We start from the raw sequence: 21,251 nt of genomic DNA on the forward strand, positions 1-21,251 counted from the left end.
CACTTATAGCTATATAATTTTTACATTACGACCTTCGATACAAAGGCGCTGTTCACAATACAGACGAATTGCTTGAGGGTATAATTTATGCTCTACTGCCAAAATGCGTTCACTTAAGGTCTCTACCGTATCATCAGCAAGTATGGATACAGCCTGCTGCATGATAATCGGTCCCGTATCCATACCTTCGTCCACAAAATGTATGGTGCAGCCAGAAACTTTTGCCCCATAGGCAATCGCTTGTTCGTGAGCATCCAGCCCAGGAAAGGCAGGCAATAATGATGGATGAATATTCATAATACTGCCTGAGAAAAGATTAACGAAATATGCACTTAAAATACGCATGAATCCTGCTAATACCACTAAATCTACATGATATAAAGTAAGCTGCTGGGCGATGGCTGCTTCAAACTCTTGTTTTGACGGAAAATCTTTACGTTCAATGCATATTGCCGGAATTCCCTTAGCCGCTGCATGTTCCAGCACTTTGGCATTTGCCTTATCACTAATCACTAGACCAACTTTAGCATGAAGGAGTCCAGCATCAATGCTATTACAAATGGCCTGCATATTGCTTCCTCGCCCGGAAGCCAATATACCTAGTATGGTTTTACTCACCAAAGATGCCACCTTTCAGTACCGTCTCCTTGGCTCCTTGCGTCACTTGACCAATGACAAAAGATGCTTCGCCTCTTGCAGAAAGATCATCTTGAATCTGCTTGACGTCAGATGGAGAAACAACCAGTATCATACCAATCCCCATATTGAAGGTTCGATACATTTCCGTCCAAGCTACATTCCCCCACTGCTGCAATAGAGCAAATACAGGTGGCTTAGGCCAGCTTTCTGTATCCACCATAGCGCCGCAGCCTTCCGGCAATACGCGAGGAATGTTTTCGTAAAAACCACCACCAGTAATATGCACCATACCTTTTATTGCAAATTTTTCAATTAAAGGTAAACAAGCCTTCGGATATAGCTTAGTTGGAATTAATAATTCTTCTCCTAAAGTCTTTTCTAATTCAGGAACAATTTGATTAATATCCATTTGCTTTATGTCAAAACAGATCTTTCGCACTAACGAATAGCCATTGGAATGCAACCCGCTGGAAGGCAGACCAATCAGCACGTCTCCAGGCTGTATGGTTTGCCCTGTAATTAATTTAGAGCGTTCTGCAACACCTACGGCAAAACCACCAATATCATATTCTCCATTTTTATAGAAACTTGCCATTTCTGCCGTTTCTCCGCCAATCAGAGAACATCCCGATTCCAGGCAAGCTCCAGCGATACCGCTGACAATAGCCGCTACTTGTTCTGGCGACAATTTGCCCACTGCCAAATAATCCAAGAAAAATAAGGGTTCAGCGCCTTGCACCAAAATATCATTTACACACATTGCCACTGCATCCTGACCAATAGTGTCATGTTTGTCAGCCATAAAGGCAATACATAATTTCGTACCAACACCATCCGTACCAGAAACCAATACCGGCTGACGATATTTAGCAACATCAAGGGCAAATAGACCGCCAAAGCCGCCAATATCCCCCAAAACTTCCGGACGATAGGTAGAACGAACATGTTTTTTCATTAAATCTACAGCTTTATTACCAGCATCAATGTCAACACCAGCATCACGATATGTTAATTGGCTCATAAAGGGCCCTCCTGTTCAAAGACATACTTATTACCACCACAATGCTGCTCACAAGGCGTGCTGCCTGGATATTCTGAATTAAAACAGGCATAACACATTTTTTTGTCTTGCACTGTTTTAAGAGACGTGGCCAATCCTTCTATCGTAAGATAATGCAGCGAATCAGCACCAATAAAGTCTCGTATTTCTTCTACACTCTTTGTCGCAGCAATGAGCTCTTTACGTACTGACGTATCAATTCCATAGTAACAAGGGTAGATAATTGGAGGTGAACTGACACACATATGAACGGCAGTAGCTCCAGCTTCACGAATCATCCGCACAATCTTACCACTGGTTGTGCCGCGCACAATAGAATCATCCACCATAATAACAGATTTACCTTTTACTACAGACTTAATCGCATTGAGTTTAATTTTTACGCTTCGATCTCTGTCCTTTTGATCAGGCTGAATAAAAGTACGACCAATATAACGATTCTTGATTAAGCCTTCCGCAAATGGGACTCCTGATTCGTAACTAAACCCCAATGCGGCAGTTGTTCCAGAGTCAGGTACAGAGATAACAAGATCTGCTTTAAGACCACTTTGGCGCGCCAAGGTTCGTCCCATTTCAAATCGGGCTTGATACACACTTTGTCCATCAATAATGCTGTCTGGACGAGCAAAATAAATATATTCAAATACACACAGTGCTTGATTGGCTTTATCGCCAAAACGTTCTGCAGTTATTCCTGTATGATCAATAATAACCATTTCACCTGGTTCTACATCTCTTACAAATTCTGCATCAACCGTATCCAAAGCACAGGATTCGGAAGAAAGGACAAAACCATCCTTCACTTTACCAATGCATAATGGGCGAAGACCATGAGGATCACGCACACCAATTAGTTTTTCCTCTGTCATAATCACTAGACAGTATGCACCTTCAATTTGAGATAAACTCTCTACAATTTTCTCTTCTAATGTAGCTTTACGAGACCTGGCTATCAAATTTACAATGACTTCACTATCAATGGTTGTCTGAAAGATACTGCCTTGCTCTTCCATTTCCTCACGCAGTACTCGTGCATTGGTCAGATTCCCATTATGAGCTAAACTAATGTGCCCACCTGAATACTTGACTTTTAAAGGTTGTGTGTTCATGAGGGAACTAGAGCCAGTGGTTGAATAGCGAACATGCCCTATGCCAATATGCTGGTCCGGTAAATCCGGAAGCTGGTGGCGAAACACTTCACTTACCAGCCCCATTCCTCTTGATACATCCATCCAAGAGCCATTTGTTACTGCAATACCTGCGCTTTCTTGCCCGCGGTGCTGCAAGGCATATAATCCCCAATAGGTATTTAATGCAACATTATTTTCCCGGGAATATATGCCAAAGACTCCGCATTCTTCCTCCATTTTATCAACTTCCACGAGCTGGTTGATCATGCTTTTTCACCTGTTAAACGGAACAATATTTCTTTGTAAGCATCTTCCACATTGCCAAGATCACGACGGAAGCGATCCTTATCAAGTTTTTCGCCTGTTTCACTGTCCCAAAAACGACAAGTATCTGGTGAAATCTCATCGCCTAATAATACTTGGCCATTATGAACACCGAATTCCAATTTAAAATCAATCAGTTCGATTTTCTTTTCCCGTAAATAATTGGTCAAAATTTCATTAATTTTAAAAGCATACTCTTCTAATGTTTTCACTTGCTCTTCCGTAGCCAATTCTAATATTTTAATGTGATGCTGGTTAATTAAAGGATCACCCAACTCATCATTTTTATAATACATTTCAACGATTGGTGCAGGAAGTTTTCTACCTTCTTCCCAGCCAATACGTTTTGCCAAACTACCTGCTGCAATATTACGTACTACTACTTCTACAGGGAGAATTGTCAAGGACTTAACAAGCTGCTCCCGTTCGCTTACTCTTTTGATAAAGTGGTGAGGAATGCCGTTTTTGCCTAATAAATCAAAGAAAAATGTTGTAATCTTATTATTGAGTACCCCTTTGCTATCAATCGTACCTTTTTTTAATCCATTAAAAGCTGTCGCATCATCTTTATAATACACTAACAATTCATCAGCCACATCTGTACTGTAGATTCTCTTTGCTTTGCCTTCATATAATGGTTGTTTTTCCATAATTAACACTCTCCTAATATTTTTATCCTAACAATTTAGTAGAAAGTCTGGCTGCTTTTTCTTCTACTTCATCAGCCATCGTTCTACGATTTTCTGCTAATTTTTCAGCCAACTTTACATGTTTTCCAGCCATAATTTGTACCGCAAATATAGCTGCATTTTTGGCTCCATTCACTGCCATTGTAGCTACTGGAATACCAGCAGGCATTTGTACAATGCTAAGTAATGCATCAAGACCATTTAAGCACGTACTATTAATAGGCATTCCAATTACCGGCAACGTTGTATATGCTGCAATCACTCCCGGCAAATGAGCTGCTGCTCCAGCAGCGGCAATAATCACCTCAACGCCCCGTTCTCGGGCCCCTGCTGCAAATCGATGAACTTTGTCAGGTGTGCGATGAGCTGAAGCTACAACCACTTCTGTGGCTATGCCAAAGTCTTTTAATACGTCAACTGCTGGCTGCACAATGGACCAATCAGAATCACTTCCCATAATAATAGCTACTTTCACTAAAAGCTCCTCCTTTTTTTGATCCTTATCAAAATTTATATCATCCCTACATACTTTCATATGATTAGAGAATGGAACATACGTTTTATACACCGAATGGTAAACCCAGATACTTTTTTATGTTAGTATCTGGGTTTATTACTTTATCTACGCAAGAAAGAATAAGCGCACAACAACCAAAACAGCTAATATATATACAATCCAATGTACTTCCCGGCCGCGGCCAGTAATTAATTTTAATAGTGGATATAACACTAGACCAAAAGAAATACCATTGGCTATGCTATAGGTAAAGGGCATCATAATAATAGTCATGAAAGCTGGCATAGCTTCTGTAAAATCACCGAAATCGATGTGTTTTACACTTTCCATCATTAATGAACCTACAATAATAAGAGCAGGAGCAGTCGCAGCATCAGGAATTAAGGCAACAACCGGAGTAAAGAACAATGCTAAAAGAAACAAAACCCCACAGACGACAGCGGTCAAGCCAGTACGACCACCTGCTCCTACACCAGCAGCACTTTCCACAAAGGCAGTAATGGTACTTGTCCCTAAAACAGCTCCAAGACTTACGCCTGTAGCATCTACCAACATGGCTTTACCGATGCCAGGAATCTTACCATCTTTTTTCATTAAGCCAGCTTTACTGGTAGTACCTACCAAGGTACCCATGGTATCAAATAATTCAACAAAGGTAAATGTGAAGATAATCGTTGTTAACCCCATACTAATAGCACCAGGAATATCCAGCGCAAAAAAGGCATTGTTACTAAAGTCAGGAATTGCTACAGGAACAAATCCTGTCGGAACATTGACGACTCCCATTGAAATACCAACAAGGGTACTAATGAGAATACCAAATAACATAGCCCCTTTTACCTTACGTGCCATTAAAATACTAATGAAAATAAGACCAAAAACAGCTAGTAAAACATGGTGATCAGCCAATTTACCCAGTTCTATAATCGTCTCAAAAGATAGGGGTGATCCATTCCCCTTAGCAGCAACAATTTTTTCTAAAGTTGGTGGAATTAAGGATAAACGAATATTCATAATACCAGACAGCTTTAAACCAATAATTGTAATAAAAAGTCCAATCCCTACGGTAATCGCATGTTTTAAAGAGTTCGGCATGCCTTCAATTAACAATTGGCGGACTTGGGTTAATGTTAGAATTAAGAAAATAATACCTGAAATAAATACAGCTCCCAAAGCCACTTGCCAAGAAATCCCCATACCAATAACCACTGTAAAGGCATAAAAGGCATTGAGCCCCATACCAGGTGCTAAAGCGATAGGGTAATTCACAAATATCCCCATCATCATCGTAACGACGGCAGAACCAATCGCAGTTGCAAGCAATACTGCATTTTTATCCATTCCAGCAGATCCTAAAATGCTGGGATTGACAAATAATATGTATGCCATTGTCATAAATGTAGTAATACCAGCCATTACCTCCGTTTGTACATTGGTATTTCGCTCACTTAACTTAAATAATCGTTCTAACATATATGACTCTCCTTCAATCCCTTTTTTATATCAATCAACGCTATATGAAAATTTTCATCATTTTTTTATTTTTCTTTTGTATTACTAGTATCACCTCCAACGCAAAAAATAACCCGGGCAGGGAGAATCGCTTCAGGTCATGAGCGAAACCTCCCCGCCCGGGTTTTTATCCCATCGGTGTAACACTGTCATAGTGCCTGTACCACTTGGTCACAGACCATAAGAAAACAGAGATTCTCTGTTTTTGTCATGCGGAACCCTAGGTACACTTTCACTCGTAGTCAGACAATTTACGGTTATCTGGTAGAAACGCTTGAGCCTTATTCTCAAAAATATACGAGTTATATTCTGTTTACTGTCTTATTTTATAGCATATCAAAACACCTGTCAATAAACTATGAACATTTTTATTTTTTCATTATATATTGTTCGGTTTTTATAATAGTACTTACTATGCACTTCTATTTTTTCCCTAAAATTTTACCAATAGCGACAACAAATAAGCCACTAATCCCAGAAATAAGATCATTCGCCCAAAAATAAGAACCCATTAAGAGAACTATATAGTGATCTGATAGGATCATCTGAGCAGCTGTCCACCCTAAGAAGAAGGAACCAAAGCTAATGATAATTGGCCATTTTTGCATTAACGCACAGACGAATTTGCTTCCCCAGATAATGATGGGTATGCTAATAGCCAGTCCGAGGACTACTAGGCCTATATTGTCCTTTGCTATGCCAATAATGGCTATTACATTATCAAGGCTCATAACAAAATCAGCAGTGATAATGGTCTTAATCACTCCGCTCACACTTTTCTTTCCGGCCAAACGCTGCTCACAGCCCTTTTGGTCTGCCATTAGCTTAATGGCAATCCATAATAACAAGATGCCCGCTATCATTTGCAAATAAGGTATTTTCAGTAAAAAAATAGCAACGAAGGTTAAGGCAACCCTAAGAACAATGGCACCAATACAACCATACAACATAGCCTTTTTCTGCTGTTGAAGAGGTAAATTGCGGCTAGCAAGCGCAATGACCAGGGCGTTATCGCCGCTGAGCAAAAGATTAATGAGTACAATACTAAACAATTGCAATCCATATTCCATCCCGCCGACCGCCTTTTTATGTAAATTTTTAATTTATAGGAGGACAAGTTTTCTTTGCTTTGTAACCCGAATATAATGTAAGAAATTCCTTTTGTTATTTATTAGTATTCCCTTATTATTTATTCCCATGTAGATTTTAAAGCCTCTGCACTACGCTAGAACTGTGCGGTGCAGGAAACATTGTAAGGTATTGGAATTAATATATTTTAGTACTGTAAAGGAGATTTCTCATGCAATCTTATGACGTCATTATCATTGGTGCAGGACCTGCTGGTTTAACCTCAGCCTTATATAGTGCCAGGAGCAAACTGAGTACGTTATACCTGGAAACTCTAGGAGCAGGCGGTCAAGTAGCTGCCACGGATGAAATAGAGAATTATCCAGGATTTTCTCGTGGCATCAGTGGTTTTGATTTATCCCTGCAGATGGAAGAGCAAGCACTGCGATTTGGTGCAAAGCCTTTACTTACCAAAGTACTAGGTTTAGAGCTTGCAGATCCATACCGTATTGTTAAAACCACAAAAGGTGATTTCATCGGCAAAATTATCATCATCGCTTCAGGTGCTGCACCAAAACCGTTAAACTGCCCAGGTGAACTTACCTATCGCACTCGCGGCGTCTCCTACTGTGCCACTTGTGATGGCCCTTTTTATGAAGCATCTAATATCGTCGTCGTAGGCGGGGGAAATTCTGCCGTTGAAGAAGCCTGCTATCTTACTAGATTTGCTAACAAAGTTAGCCTAGTACATCGTAGAGATGCGCTGCGAGCTACAAAAATCATCCAAGACAGAGCACTGACAAACCCCAAATTAGAATTCATCTGGAATACTGTAATTCATGAAATTAGGGGAGACGAGATGGTCCAAAACGTCATCCTTAGAAATTTACTAACTAAGCAGCTTACTGAAATGCCAGTCAATGGTATCTTTATTTATGTCGGCAATGAACCAAATACCTCTTTTGTTAAGAGCCTTATAGAACTTACGGAAGAAGGATATATCCAAACAGACGAATTCATGCGTACCAATATCCCAGGAATTTACGCAGTGGGTGATGTAAGGCAAAAGCTGTTGCGCCAAGTCGTTACTGCGGTCAGCGATGGGGCCATTGCTGCCTATCATGGAGAAAAATATATAGAAGAACATTTTTAATTATAAATTTAGGGAGGAAAGAAATGATGGATGAAATTATTGTAATCACCAAAGAGAACTTTAAAGAAGAAGTCCTTAAAAGCAAATTACCAGTATTACTTGATTTTTGGGGTCCCAGGTGTATCCCTTGTAAAAGACTCATGCCTATCTTCGAAGAATTAGCAGCGGATTATGCAGGGAAAGTGAAGTTCTGCAAAATAAATACTTCGGAAAATCGCAGCCTAACTCAACAGTTCAACATAATGACCATACCGACGCTGCACTTTTACAAAGCTGGCACCATAAAAAAAACAGTACGTGGCGCAATAAGCCGCGAAGATCTGGAAGAACATTTGAAAGTGATTTTGGATTAGGTAAGAAAAATATTGGGTGTCAAAAGATATAAAATGAACCACAAAGGCGCAAAGGACACAAAGGATTCGCAGCGGCATTGTGCCTTTGTGGTTCATAGATCACATCTTTTTCCCTTACAAAAGCTTATAACTTCTACAAAAAAGAAGACAGCTCACAGAATTCATTCTGCAAGCTGCCTTCTTTATCTTACTTTGTTTAAATGTCTACTTCTTCGCCATTTAGGATTTTTTTCATTGTTTTCATGGCGCACATTTTACCGCACATGGTGCAAGTGTCTTCGTGTTCCGGTAAGGATTCTTTGCGGTACCTTCCTGACTTTTCAGGGTCGATGGACAACTCAACCATTTTATCAAAATCAATATCAGCCCGAGCCTGACTCATCTGATTATCCCACTCTTGTGCTCCTGGCACTCCCTTGGCAATATCAGCAGCGTGAGCAGCAATTCGCGAGGCGATAATACCTTCTTTCATATCCTCCATAGTTGGCAGCCGCAAATGTTCCGCAGGGGTTACATAACATAAGAAATCGGCACCAGCAGCAGCAGCAATCGCTCCCCCAATGGCACTGGTAATATGATCATATCCGGGTGCCACATCCGTAACCAAAGGTCCCAGTACATAAAATGGCGCACCATGACATAATTTTTTCTGCAGCATCACGTTACCTGTAATTTGATTCAAAGGCATATGACCAGGTCCTTCTACAATGACTTGTACATTTTTTGCCCAAGCTCGTTTGGTTAATTCCCCTAATACAATTAATTCGTGGATTTGAGACGCATCTGTTGCATCTTGAGTACATCCAGGCCTGCAGGCATCTCCCAGACTAATCGTAACATCATGTTCAGCACAAATATCTAATACTTTATCGTAGTACTCATAAAAAGGATTTTCCTGATTGTTTAATTCCATCCAGGCAAATAGTAACGAACCACCCCTGGATACAATATTTGTGAGCCTTTTTTCCTGCTTAACTTTCTTTGCTGTTTCACGATTTAGTCCAGCATGAATGGTCATAAAGTCCACGCCATCTTCTGCATGCCTCTTAACCACAGATAAAAATTCTTCCGCAGTAATATGTTTCAGTTCCTTATCCAAAAAACCAACAGCATCATACATGGGAACCGTACCAATCATCGCTGGTGAAAATTCAATTAACCTGCGGCGAAATTCCCGGGTTTTGCCAAAACAGCTTAAATCCATAATCGCGTCTGCTTTTAATTCAATCGCCTTTTTTACTTTACAGATTTCCTGCTCAATATCGCAGCAATCTTCTGACACACCTAAATTAACATTGATTTTTGTACTTAGTCCTTGTCCAACGCCTGCTGGATCAAGTGAAGTATGATTCTTATTCGCAGGTATGGCAATCTTTCCTTGAGCCACTAATTGCAGCAATACAGCGACGTCTACGTTCTCCTTAAGAGCCACCGCGGTCATCTCTTTCGTTACAATGCCTTGTTTCGCTGCATCCATTTGTGTGGTATAAGCCATTATTTTTTCTCCTCCATGTCTTTTATTATTTTTCTGATCCCATTAATCTTTTTGCCAATATCTTGAGCCTGAGTGATTTCTGTTACCATGGCAATACATTTTGCACCACAATGAACAACCTCGATCACATTACTTTCTTTGATTCCTCCAATCGCCACAGAAGGAATGGATATATTATCAACTACATATTTCAAATATTCTAAACCAACTGGATCGCACACGTTTTTCTTGGTGGAGGTTTTAAAAATGGGTCCTACCCCTATGTAATCAGCCCCGGATTTGACTGCGCCTTGTGCTTGCTCCGGCGAATGAGTAGAAATACCAATGATCATTTGATCGCCAACCAGCTGTCGTACAGCTTCTAAGGGAAAATCATCTTGGCCAATGTGTACTCCATCAGCCTGTACCATCATAGCCAAATCAATATCATCATTTACAATGAACATAACGCCAGCCTCTTTGGTTAGTTCCCGTATGATCTTGCATTCTTCATACTTTTTTTTCATATCCTTGTCTTTTTCACGATATTGAATTACCTTGATGCCCGCAGCAATCCATTGTTTTACGATCTCAACATTGCTGCGCCCTAAAGAATAGTCTTCTGCTGTAATACAATATAAATCAGTAGGTAAAGGATTCTTCCGGTTCATACCACTCACTCCCCCCCTTTTGTTTCTTCGTCATATAGCTTGCCAATCTTTAAACACAGGCTGATATCCTAATTGCAGGATCGCATCTGACATTTCTTTTACATTGCGAGTGTCAGAGACAGCAAACTGACCAGAGTTTTCCTGGCTATCAATATGCCCCCCTACGGCCGTCTGTACACCGGCAGACATTTTGGTAATACCTAATTTAATCGCGTGATTGCGGAATTCTGCATTTTCTCTGGTAGAAAGAGGCATACCCGCCCTTGGCATAAACAAGCGAAAAGCCGTCATAAATTGCACGATGCTTTTATCATTTACACTATTTCCCGTCTCGCAGTTCCCCATAGTAGGACGTATGCGAGGCAAGGAAATACTCACTTCGACACCCGGATATTTATTTTGCAAATAATTAGCATGCAGTCCTGTAAAAAAACCATCCCTCCGCCAATCATCAAGACCTAATAAAGCACCAATATTAACCGCTCGCATGCCAGCCTTACAAGCTCGCTCCGGTGCATCTAAACGGTAACGATAGTCCTTCTTAGGACCTTTTACATGAAGACGATCATACAGAATCGGATTATATGTTTCCTGGTACATCGTCATGCTTTCTACCCCTGCTTCCATTAATTGAGCGTATTCTTCTTCTTCCATCGCATAGACTTCGATCGCAATGGATGAAAAATAGCGCTTTAAGATTGCCACACACTCTTTCATGTAAGGAACACCCGCAATGGCAGGAGCATCACCTGTAAGAATTAGAATGTGCTGAATCCCTGAAGCTGCAACCGTTTGCGCTTCTTTTTCCACTTCTTCCATGGTCAATTGTTTACGAGTAAAGGCATTGGTTACGTTAAAGCCACAATACGTACATTTATTCGTGCAGTAATCTGACAAATACATTGGCGTATAAAGTAAAATGACACGTCCAAAGTTCTGTACCGTCAATTGATTCGCTTTTTGTGCCATCCATTCCAAATAATCTTCTGCTTTAGGTGACAGTAAGGCTAGAAAATCCCTTGGGGTCAATCTGTCTTTTCCAATAATCCTTTCAATGTCTGCAGAAGTTGTATGCTGAAAGACTTCTTCCATATCAGCGTTTGAATACTGTAAATACTCATCATAAAAACTCATATTCTCCCCCTTAATTATGTAAAAATCCTGTAAGAGGTGATGATGAACTAGCATACTTCTCAGAACGTCCCAGTCCTGCCAAATACGCTTTTCGTCCAGCAGCTACAGCCATGCCAAATGCCTCCGCCATTAATTCTGGCTGGTTGGCACTGGCAATAGCAGTATTTAACAAACAAGCTGCTGCTCCCATTTCCATAGCCTCACAGGCATCCGAAGGCTTACCAATACCTGCATCAACAATTACAGGCAAAGCAATTTCCTCTATCAGAATTCTCAGAAGTTCCTTGGTTTTTAATCCTCGATTACTGCCAATCGGCGCACCCAGGGGCATAACTGCCGCTGCACCAACTTCAACTAGTTGCTTAGCCACCATTAAATCCGGACTGATATAAGGTAATACAACGAACCCTTCTCCTGCTAGAACTTCTGTGGCCTTAATGGTTTCGTAACCATCGGGCAGCAAATATTTATTATCCGAAATGACTTCTATTTTAATCCAATTACCACACCCCGCCGCTTTTGCTAAGCGAGCGATCCGTATTGCTTCTTGGGCATTTCTGGCCCCAGAAGTATTAGGTAATAGCTGCATGCCGGAAGGAATATGATCCATCACATTCCCCGTAGGAGAATTAAAATCAATCCTGCGTAACGCCACTGTTATAACCTCTGAGCCAGATTTTTTAACAACCTCAGGAATCAGCGTATCTGCTGAATACTTACCTGTACCAATAAATAAACGACTTTGCAGGCTTCTACCGCCAATTACTAATTGATCCATTATTTTAATCAACCTCCGCCAACAAATTTCAATACTTCTAAACGATCTTTATCTTGCAGAATAATCATATTCCATTCTTGCTTTTTTACAATTACCTCATTATATTCTACAATAATTGTTTCAAGATCCAGTTCCTTAGAAAGCAAAAACTCCCACAAATTCATCTCCTTATCTACATTCGCAACTGTTCCATTTAACACTACCTCCACCCCATTCACCTCCTCAATATAATAAAAAAGCCTATCCAAAGAGGATAAGCTTTTATCAATATTTATATAAAATATATAAAAACAGCTTCCCTACGTTGGTACTAACCACATCAGGTTCAAAGGGTCAGGAATTTTTATTCCCGCTCTGCCAAACGGCTCCCCCAGCCAATTATTCAATTGTTTTCGAATCGTATTATACTGATTTATTTCTAAATAAAAAAGCTTACCCCCAAAAAGGATAAGCTTATATCAATTGCTATAAATATAAAGCAGCTTCCCTACGTTGGTACTAACCACATCAGGTTCAAAGGGTCAGGAATTTCTTCCCGCTCTGCCAAACGGCTCCCCTAGCATTATTATTCGATTGACTAAAGTATAATACAGGTACCTCTAATATGCAATGTTTTTATTCTGCCATCGAAAGAGCAATTTTCATCATTTGCGTAAAAGTGGTTTGACGTTCTGCTGCCGATGTAGCCTCACCTGTTACTAAGCTATCGCTCACTGTAACAATGGTCAAAGCACTTACACCATGTTTGGCAGCTAAGGTATATAACCCTGCCGTCTCCATTTCTACTGCCAAAACACCGAATTTCATCCAGCGTTTCCAATCTTCAGGGTCATCATGATAAAACGTATCGGTTGTTAACACATTCCCCACTTTTGCTTCAATCCCTAAACTCGCAGCAACATCGTATGCTTTTTTTAATAGCTGAAAGCTGGCAGTCGGTGCATAGGTCATACCTGCAAAACGTTGAAGATTAATATTGGAATCGTGAGATGCTGCCATAGCCAAAACAACATCTTTGATCTTTACGTGCTCTTGCAGCGAACCACAAGTACCAATACGAATAATATTTTTCACATCATAACTTGTCATTAGTTCACTAGCATAAATCGATATGGAAGGAATTCCCATTCCAGAACCTTGCACTGAAACTTTTTTCCCATTATAAAATCCAGTGTATCCATACATGCCCCGAACCTCATTATAGCAAACTGCATCTTCTAAAAAGTTCTCAGCAATAAATTTAGCCCTTAGAGGATCACCAGGCATTAGCACCGTATTGGCAATTTCACCTTTTTTTGCATTAATATGTAGACTCATGTTGTATTTCAACCTCCATTTAATTAAGCATTATTCTGCCTATTTTTAAACACTTGTATGATGAAAATCATCTGCAAATTTTTCCTGCACCTGCAAGAATTCATCTAAATTGCTAAAAAGCAACTCTACCAATTCAGGATCAAACTGCCCTCCTTTAGCTTCCTGGAAATAAGATAATACATCTTCCAATGGCCAAGCTTTCTTATATACCCGGTTACAGCTCAGCGCATCAAACACATCCGCTACGGCTGTTATTCTAGCAAAAATATGAATCTCATTACCTTGTAATCCAGAAGAATATCCTGTTCCATCATATCGCTCATGATGTTCTTTTGCAATAATAGCCGCTGCCTGCAACATATGCAAATGGGACCCCTTTAACATATCATATCCAATATTAGCATGAAGCTTAATAATTTCAAACTCTTTTGGCGTTAATTTCCCTGGTTTATTTAAGATTTCATCAGGTATACCCAATTTGCCGATATCATGCATGGGAGCAGCTAAGTGAAGGGTATTTACATCTTTTTCTGACAACCCGTATTTCATTGCTAAAAGACGAGCATATTCTGCTACACGCCGTACATGATTGCCCGTTTCTTTGGATCTTGTTTCTGCCACCTCCGCCAGACGAAAGAAAACTTCCCGCTGCGTATCATACATCTCTAAATGCAGTTTCAAATTTTCAAAAGCAGATGAAACATTCAGACAAAAAACATCTAATAGGCGTCGGTCCAGATCGCTAAGTCTTTGATCGCCTTCCATGTAAATCAAATATACATGTTCATCAACACTTTGCCAATATAAGATAAAATAATCTTCTAAGAATATACTTTGTTTTGCCGCCAGGACATAGTCCAGCTTGTCATGTATCTCTTGAGAAAGCTTCTCATAATTTTGTATGTGAAAATCACCAGTTGCTGCCAATACTTTAATTTCACCATCTTTTTTACAGGTAGCAGCAAAGCTGGATACTTTCAAATACAAACTATTTTTGTTTAGCCTTAACATAGCAATCAACTGCATTAATACGCCAGTTGCAAAATTCTGCATCGATTGCATGCGGAAAATTTCCGGTGAAGACTCAATAATCTTTTCTAAACCTTTTTTATTCATGGCAATTGTCAATAAATCTCGATGGGAACGCAAAGCAGAAATCAAAGTTGTCAGCAGCTTTTGCGCTGTCAGCTCTGTCTTTTCTTTATAATCATTAATATCATATTCTACAATGACTCTTGCCTCCGGGGCTTCCCCTGGCTGCCCTGTACGTAATACAATCCGAACTAGGTTATTGCCCATCACTTCCCGAATATACTTCACCAGCTGCAGACCAGCATCCGCCCTTTCCATAACTACATCTAATAAAATAAGGGCAATATCTTCATGCTTAAGCAATACTTCCTTCGCCTCACTGGCAGAGTAAACGCTGAGCAGCTCAATCATTTTTCCTTCAAAAACAAAATCGTTTAATACGAGCTTCGTAACAATATGCACTTCTTCTTCATCATCAACAATTAAAACCTTTATCTTATCAACTATCTTTGGTTCTACTACATCGGTTTCATCTGCAAATAATAATTCATCATACATGATTCGTTTCTCCTTTTCCTTGGATACGTTCAGGAAGTTTTACTGTAAACACAGTACCAACCCCTAACTGACTGGCACATTCAATTGTACCCTCCATTTTAAAAACAACCAAGTTGTATACGATATGCATACCAAGACCAGTACCGCCAGTACCTCGACGAGTGGTAAAAAAAGGATCAAATATCTTCTTCTGCACCTCCGGTGCCATCCCTTTTCCATCATCTGCATAGGTTAAGGTGATGATCCCATCTGAGTAAGAAATTCCAATGGAAATCGTGCCAGCATCATCTGGCTCGTAAGCATGCATGATAGAGTTATTTAACATATTCGAAATGATTTGCCAAAAAGCCCCGGGATACCAATAGACTTTAATTGCCTCTGGACAATTCACATTTACCTTGTGATGGGTCTTTTTTAATTGCGGTCTCAAACTTACCAATACATCTTGTATGTATTCTTCCAATTGAAAACTGCGTCGTTCTTCCACCAATTGATCAACTGCCACTTTTTTGAAACTGCGGATTAATTCAGCAGCCCGTTCCAGATTCGTAAAAATAATCTTACTTACATGATTCGAAGACTCTAAATATATTTGTAAATCCGTTTTTTTCATCTGACCATCTGAAAATTTCCGATCCAATTCACTTGTTTTCTCTGACATATGGGAAATTGCCGTAATGCTATTCCCTACTGGCGTATTAATTTCATGTGCTACACCTGCTACTAACTCCCCTAATAAAGCCATCTTTTCTACTTCCACTAAATGACTGCGAGTTTGCTGCAAATCTTCTAAGGTATGCCGCAGAGCAGAATTCGTATTCTGTAATGCCCTTGTTCGCTCGGACACTTGATTCTCTAGTTCCCTATTCAAATAACGAATTTCTTCCTCAACTTTTCTGCGACTGTTTATATTAATCGCCAATATGGCAACCAGCAATAGCAATATCATAAATACCACTGTTAAGAACCACACTAAATATTTATATGTCTCATAGAAGGTAACAGGACTATTTACAACAACACTGCCGACAGGCAAGGTTTCTTCTTTAATTCCAGCCTTACGCAATGCATGGTAATCAAACATATACTGCTGAATACTTTCCTTTATCACAGGTAGATCAACTGGAGGAATTCTTTCGAAGACAACTTTCCGAGCTAATTCACCAGCTATTTTCCCTTGATTAAACCCACTGGTTACCTTACCGCCCAACATACCAGACTTTAAATAAAAATCCCAAAAGCAGTATACAGGCACCTTACTATTTGCTCCAATTAGTTCCCCTGCTTCTTCATAGCTAAAAATAGTTTCATCTTTATCCACATTGAAAGTCATCAGCAAGACTGCTGTATCATCAGAAAGAGCAGCTATCTTCTCTAATACTTCAGACATCGCCATTTTCTCTAGAAAAACAAACTGTATTTTGCTATCAAAGTTAGGCATGATTTTTTCGAGTAATTGCTTGTTGGCTTTACCAACTGTCGTCTCATCATTGATAACAACAATTTTTGTCAACTGTGGCTGTAACGATAAGGCCGCTTCAATCGTACCCTTTATATCAACGTCCTCAATGATACCAGTTACCCATGCTTTATCTTGTATATCAGCCTCATCAAAATAATTTACACCACAAAAAATGATCGGGGTAGAAGGAAAAAGTGTTTGCTGATGTGCTAATGCAAAATCATAAGCCGCATTATCCGTAACAATGACTGCATCAAATTTCTTTCCTTTGTATTTTTGCTCATAGAGCTTGTATAAACTGTCTAAATAATCAGAAGTAATATTCTGTTTCGTATCCATATAATCAAAATACAGTACTGCCTGCTTATCTTGTTGAAAGACCGACTTAATGCCCTGTTCTTCTAATTTTACCCAAGGCATTTCCGAATGATAGGAATGAAGTACCAAAATTTTTTTTCTGTCTTTATGGTATAATCGATCATTGTCATTAGCCTCTGAAATGGCAATACTCCCATCCTTATATCTTGACCAAGGAATGATTTCTCCTGCTATTTCTTGCTTAATAAGCAAAATGAAAGTTCCACCTAATAAAAATGTAATAATCAGCACCGTTAGCAACGTAAAAGAAACTGCATATTTCACAGTTATTTCCTCCTGCGTATCAAACGTCTCAATTCTTTATACAACTTTCGCCATTTTTCATCCAGAACCTTCCTATTCATAGGAAAATCTTCATATCCAGCCAATCTGCCCGTGGCTAAAATAATCGTTTTTTACAATGAGATCAGATCTTAATTGGATTTTGGAAGAGCTTCATTTCCTTATTGCTAAAAAATGAGACTTATAGCCTAAGTATTAGGTTATAAGTCTCATTTTTCATTTTAAGAGCAGATAGCATAGAGATCACTCATGAAGAGTATTGGATTTATCCAGCAAATGAATTAACCATACTCGACCTACTGCAACCGTCGGTACGGCAAATAACATTCCTGTAATGCCAAAAAGATGACCAAAAAGTAAAATGGTAACCATGATAAATACAGGGTGAACCTTAATCGCCTTGCCGACTACTTTGGGATATATAATATTATGATTTACCTTTAATAAAACAATATAAAATAGCAGTACTTTAAAAGCTAACAAGGGAGAATAGGACAAGGCAAGCAAAGTACCTGGAACCGTGGCTATTATAGAACCAATAACAGGTACAAACTCCGATAAAGCAGATACTAATGCCAAAACATGAGCATAAGGCAGACCAAAAATATAACTTCCCAGGAACACAACAAAACCTGAAAAAATAGAAATTAACATCTGTCCTCTGATATAACCGCCCAGCACAATATTAATATCACCAAAAAAAGCAGTAAAGCGCTTAACCTGTAAAGGTGGTAAAAATTCTGCTATAGAAGAGGCAATCTTTCGCCCATCTTTTAATAAATAAAAAGTTAAGAAAGGTACTGCAATCATTTCTGCAACTCCTGAAAAAGTACGAATTAAAGGTATCACCGATTCTTTCACCATATTCACGGCAAAAACAACCGTATCACGCAACACCTGATTGCCATACTCTGCAAATTCAGCGGGTAGCATATTAACCACAACAGAAGAATCAAAATGAATAATAAAGCCTGGAAACTCGCGGATAAAACCTGCTAAATCAGGTAATATGGTGCGAAAAATCACACTCATCAGCACTACCAGCACACCAAAAAAACCGAATAAAGCCAAGAGTACTGCCACTCCACGGGAAATTGAACGAGAAAGCCGAAGCACTATCGGATCGAGCAAGATAAACAATAATGCAGTAACAAATAAAAGTATTAATAAGGATTTAGCATATATATATAACACCGATACCAAACCAATAAAAAATATGAAAAAAATAAAAATACAATCTTTCCAGAGCGTCCCCCACTGTAATGGAGTCATTCTCTTATTATCACTAACCATAATTATCTCCCCTTATCAGCAAGGATCAGCATAGTAAAATTCTCAAACACCATTACGTTCCTTCAGATTTTAGCCACGCTTCACATTATATAACAATTTTTACGCCTTTTCTATCTTAGCTATGAATAAAAACGTCACATCTGTTGTGACGTTAAAAATTCTTACTCATCTTCACATATTTCATTCCATCTTTTGTTGCAGCCTTCTCTTAACTATAACATATATATCAGTTTTATTACAAATCAACCTATCTTAGAAAGAATCTTCATAACGAAACAGCAAAAGCTCAATCTATAAAAACAGTATTTTTTTAGTATGCTTCATATTAAAGCGCCTACAAGCCCTTAATAAGGTTTCTAGGCGCCTTAATAAGTGTTTGCCCAACCATCACGCTAGGCAAATATTTAATTCATTCTTATCCAGCTTTTCGAGTTAAGTCAACATTATAAAATTCATTTATTGCTTCATCCAGCCTCTGACTAACCACTAAAACGTCTGGATGTGATATTCCCTTTTTGAGTGCCATTACGTGCATCTCTTCGCGTAAGCGATCTATCATATACCATAAATTTTTCATGACAATTTCCTTTCTATTTTTTATACATTAATCATTATAATGTATACATTAATACAAAATTTGTCGAAGTACAGTTCTCAGATAAACTTTATTTTCCTATTTATATTCAATAACCCCTTTTCCTTCATCATCATATAAATAAACCTGCTATCCATGACCTTACAAGTATATCTTATACAAACATCTTCACCTTTTACCAGATGCAGCTTGATCTTAATTATAGTACGCTTCATAAAAAAATGCCTTGCAACCCCCTTATATCATAAAGGTTGCAAGGCATTTTATTGTTTATTCCCACTCAATTGTAGAAGGCGGTTTTGATGTAACATCATACACAATGCGATTTACACCTTTTACTTCATTTACAATACGACGAGAAATCTGATCTAGTACTTCATATGGCATTCTTACCCAATCAGCTGTCATACCATCTTCACTGGACACGATACGCAATCCGACTGTATAAGCATAGGTACGCTCATCCCCCATAACACCAACACTCTTCATGGCAGGCAAGATAGCAAAGGATTGCCATACTTTGCGATACATATCCGCTTTTTTAATTTCCTCTTGAACAATTGCATCCGCTTCACGCAAGATTTCCAAACGTTCTTCTGTAATTTCTCCGATAATCCGAATCGCAAGACCAGGACCAGGAAAAGGTTGACGCCATACAATTTCTTCTGGCAAATTCAGTTCTCTAGCCAGTGCCCTAACCTCATCTTTAAATAAATCACGTAATGGTTCCACCAATGCAAACTTCATATCTTCCGGTAAGCCGCCTACATTATGGTGACTTTTAATGACAGCAGCCGTATCCGTGCCGCTTTCAATGACATCAGGATACAAAGTACCCTGCACCAAAAAGTCTATGTCTCCTAATTTATTGGCTTCCGTTTCAAATACGCGAATAAATTCGTCACCAATAATTTTACGTTTTGCTTCCGGCTCTGTGACTCCGGCAATACGATTCATAAAGCGCTCAGGAACATTGGCATATACCAGATTCATATTAAATCCATCACGGAAGGTTTTAACCACCTGCTCCGATTCATTCTTACGCATAAAACCGTGGTTAACATATACACAAGTTAATTGATCACCAACAGCCCGATGCACTAATACAGCAGCTACCGAGGAATCAATACCGCCACTTAAGGCACAAAGCACACGTTTATTGCCCACTTGTTTGCGGATGGCTGCAATCGCCTGATCCACAAAAGAACCCATATTCCAATCGCCACGGCATTGACAGATATCAAATAAGAAGTTCCGGATTATTTTCATTCCTTCTGGCGTATGTACTACTTCTGGATGGAATTGTACGCCATAGATGTTACGCAGTGCATTCGCCATTGCTGCCACTGGAGTATTAGCCGTATGTGCTGTAACCACAAAATTAGCTGGAGGCGTTTCAATATAATCACCATGGCTCATCAATACTTGTGTTTCTGATCCTAACTCCGAAAAGATATCTGTATTTTTATCAATTAATAAACGTGTATTGCCATATTCACGCGATTCACAATGTGCAACTTTGCCACCTAAGGTGTAAGCTGTTAATTGCATTCCATAACAAATCCCCAAAATAGGAATGTTCAAATCAAAGATTTGCGGATCACATTTCGGTGCTTTATCTCCATACACACTGGAAGGACCACCAGAAAAAACAATACCAATGGGACTCATAGATTTTATTTTTTCAATTGATGTCTTAAATGACACAATTTCACAGTACACGCCGCACTCACGAATCCGTCTGGCAATCAGCTGACTATACTGACCACCGAAGTCCATAATTAGAATTAATTGATTTTGCTTATTTTGCATAGTAAAAAAGATTCCTCCTA

General features: G+C 39.2%; 20 protein-coding genes and 3 riboswitches. Of the genes, 2 read left to right on the forward strand and 18 right to left on the reverse strand.

Annotated features, from left to right (window positions below; translation table 11 throughout):
• Positions 1 to 9: 9 nt before the first annotated feature.
• The 7 genes from purN to JBW_RS14730 all read right to left on the reverse strand — a co-directional run bounded on the left by purN (position 10) and on the right by JBW_RS14730 (position 6,941).
• Positions 10 to 618 (reverse strand): phosphoribosylglycinamide formyltransferase, encoded by a 609-nt coding sequence (gene purN / locus JBW_RS14700; protein WP_007957766.1) that lies wholly within the window; start codon positions 616 to 618, stop codon positions 10 to 12.
• The gene (purM, locus tag JBW_RS14705; RefSeq protein WP_007957773.1) at positions 611 to 1,660 is read right to left on the reverse strand and encodes a phosphoribosylformylglycinamidine cyclo-ligase; all 1,050 of its coding nucleotides are present in this window, start codon (positions 1,658 to 1,660) and stop codon (positions 611 to 613) included. The genes purN and purM overlap by 8 nt, the downstream gene beginning before the upstream one ends.
• A complete protein-coding gene (purF, locus tag JBW_RS14710; protein WP_007957775.1) occupies positions 1,657 to 3,096 on the reverse strand; it encodes an amidophosphoribosyltransferase in 1,440 nt (479 codons plus the stop codon). The genes purM and purF overlap by 4 nt, the downstream gene beginning before the upstream one ends.
• Complete coding sequence (gene purC / locus JBW_RS14715) at positions 3,093 to 3,803, reverse strand: phosphoribosylaminoimidazolesuccinocarboxamide synthase (protein ID WP_007957776.1); 711 nt, start codon at positions 3,801 to 3,803, stop codon at positions 3,093 to 3,095. The genes purF and purC overlap by 4 nt, the downstream gene beginning before the upstream one ends.
• A gap of 22 nt (positions 3,804 to 3,825) precedes the next feature.
• Positions 3,826 to 4,317 (reverse strand): 5-(carboxyamino)imidazole ribonucleotide mutase, encoded by a 492-nt coding sequence (gene purE, locus JBW_RS14720; RefSeq protein WP_007957777.1) that lies wholly within the window; start codon positions 4,315 to 4,317, stop codon positions 3,826 to 3,828.
• Positions 4,318 to 4,464: 147 nt separating this feature from the next.
• The gene (locus JBW_RS14725) at positions 4,465 to 5,832 is read right to left on the reverse strand and encodes an NCS2 family permease (protein WP_007957778.1); all 1,368 of its coding nucleotides are present in this window, start codon (positions 5,830 to 5,832) and stop codon (positions 4,465 to 4,467) included.
• 258 nt (positions 5,833 to 6,090) lie between these two features.
• Positions 6,091 to 6,192, reverse strand: a riboswitch (purine riboswitch).
• Between the two features lie 101 nt (positions 6,193 to 6,293).
• The gene (locus JBW_RS14730) at positions 6,294 to 6,941 is read right to left on the reverse strand and encodes a TerC family protein (RefSeq protein WP_007957779.1); all 648 of its coding nucleotides are present in this window, start codon (positions 6,939 to 6,941) and stop codon (positions 6,294 to 6,296) included.
• Positions 6,942 to 7,171: 230 nt separating this feature from the next.
• On the opposite strand from JBW_RS14730, the gene trxB reads away from it, so the two are divergent.
• The gene (trxB, locus tag JBW_RS14735; protein WP_007957781.1) at positions 7,172 to 8,092 is read left to right on the forward strand and encodes a thioredoxin-disulfide reductase; all 921 of its coding nucleotides are present in this window, start codon (positions 7,172 to 7,174) and stop codon (positions 8,090 to 8,092) included.
• Positions 8,093 to 8,115: 23 nt separating this feature from the next.
• On the forward strand, positions 8,116 to 8,445 hold the full coding sequence (locus JBW_RS14740) for a thioredoxin family protein (protein ID WP_007957783.1): 330 nt from the start codon (positions 8,116 to 8,118) through the stop codon (positions 8,443 to 8,445).
• A gap of 196 nt (positions 8,446 to 8,641) precedes the next feature.
• Here JBW_RS14740 and thiC read toward each other — a convergent pair whose 3' ends face one another.
• The 11 genes from thiC to guaA all read right to left on the reverse strand — a co-directional run bounded on the left by thiC (position 8,642) and on the right by guaA (position 21,231).
• The gene (gene thiC / locus JBW_RS14745; protein WP_007957785.1) at positions 8,642 to 9,940 is read right to left on the reverse strand and encodes a phosphomethylpyrimidine synthase ThiC; all 1,299 of its coding nucleotides are present in this window, start codon (positions 9,938 to 9,940) and stop codon (positions 8,642 to 8,644) included.
• Positions 9,940 to 10,590: a thiamine phosphate synthase gene (thiE, locus tag JBW_RS14750; RefSeq protein WP_007957787.1), complete on the reverse strand. Its 651-nt coding sequence runs from the start codon at positions 10,588 to 10,590 to the stop codon at positions 9,940 to 9,942. The genes thiC and thiE overlap by 1 nt, the downstream gene beginning before the upstream one ends.
• A gap of 30 nt (positions 10,591 to 10,620) precedes the next feature.
• Positions 10,621 to 11,724 carry a 2-iminoacetate synthase ThiH gene (gene thiH / locus JBW_RS14755; protein WP_007957788.1) on the reverse strand — a complete coding sequence of 368 codons (1,104 nt, stop codon included), beginning with the start codon at positions 11,722 to 11,724 and terminating at the stop codon, positions 10,621 to 10,623.
• A 10-nt stretch (positions 11,725 to 11,734) separates the two neighbouring features.
• A complete protein-coding gene (locus JBW_RS14760) occupies positions 11,735 to 12,505 on the reverse strand; it encodes a thiazole synthase (protein WP_036681319.1) in 771 nt (256 codons plus the stop codon).
• A gap of 5 nt (positions 12,506 to 12,510) precedes the next feature.
• The gene (gene thiS / locus JBW_RS14765; RefSeq protein ID WP_007957792.1) at positions 12,511 to 12,711 is read right to left on the reverse strand and encodes a sulfur carrier protein ThiS; all 201 of its coding nucleotides are present in this window, start codon (positions 12,709 to 12,711) and stop codon (positions 12,511 to 12,513) included.
• 70 nt (positions 12,712 to 12,781) lie between these two features.
• Positions 12,782 to 12,884: riboswitch (TPP riboswitch) on the reverse strand.
• A gap of 85 nt (positions 12,885 to 12,969) precedes the next feature.
• Positions 12,970 to 13,070: riboswitch (TPP riboswitch) on the reverse strand.
• 47 nt (positions 13,071 to 13,117) lie between these two features.
• Positions 13,118 to 13,819, reverse strand: coding sequence for a purine-nucleoside phosphorylase (gene deoD / locus JBW_RS14770; RefSeq protein WP_007957794.1), 702 nt, complete (start codon positions 13,817 to 13,819; stop codon positions 13,118 to 13,120).
• A gap of 45 nt (positions 13,820 to 13,864) precedes the next feature.
• Positions 13,865 to 15,409, reverse strand: a complete 1,545-nt coding sequence (locus tag JBW_RS14775; RefSeq protein ID WP_007957796.1) for a DUF3369 domain-containing protein — start codon at positions 15,407 to 15,409, stop codon at positions 13,865 to 13,867.
• Positions 15,402 to 17,513 carry a sensor histidine kinase gene (locus tag JBW_RS14780; protein WP_007957798.1) on the reverse strand — a complete coding sequence of 704 codons (2,112 nt, stop codon included), beginning with the start codon at positions 17,511 to 17,513 and terminating at the stop codon, positions 15,402 to 15,404. The genes JBW_RS14775 and JBW_RS14780 overlap by 8 nt, the downstream gene beginning before the upstream one ends.
• A gap of 261 nt (positions 17,514 to 17,774) precedes the next feature.
• Positions 17,775 to 18,824, reverse strand: a complete 1,050-nt coding sequence (locus JBW_RS14785; RefSeq protein ID WP_007957800.1) for an AI-2E family transporter — start codon at positions 18,822 to 18,824, stop codon at positions 17,775 to 17,777.
• 415 nt (positions 18,825 to 19,239) lie between these two features.
• Positions 19,240 to 19,383, reverse strand: coding sequence for an aspartyl-phosphate phosphatase Spo0E family protein (locus JBW_RS14790; protein WP_235333790.1), 144 nt, complete (start codon positions 19,381 to 19,383; stop codon positions 19,240 to 19,242).
• Between the two features lie 306 nt (positions 19,384 to 19,689).
• Entirely contained in the window at positions 19,690 to 21,231 is a 1,542-nt protein-coding gene (gene guaA / locus JBW_RS14795; protein ID WP_007957807.1) for a glutamine-hydrolyzing GMP synthase, read from the reverse strand.
• Between the last annotated feature and the right edge of the window lie 20 nt (positions 21,232 to 21,251).

The sequence above is a fragment of the Pelosinus fermentans JBW45 genome, from assembly GCF_000271665.2.
Classification (GTDB): Bacteria; Bacillota; Negativicutes; order DSM-13327; family DSM-13327; genus Pelosinus; species Pelosinus baikalensis.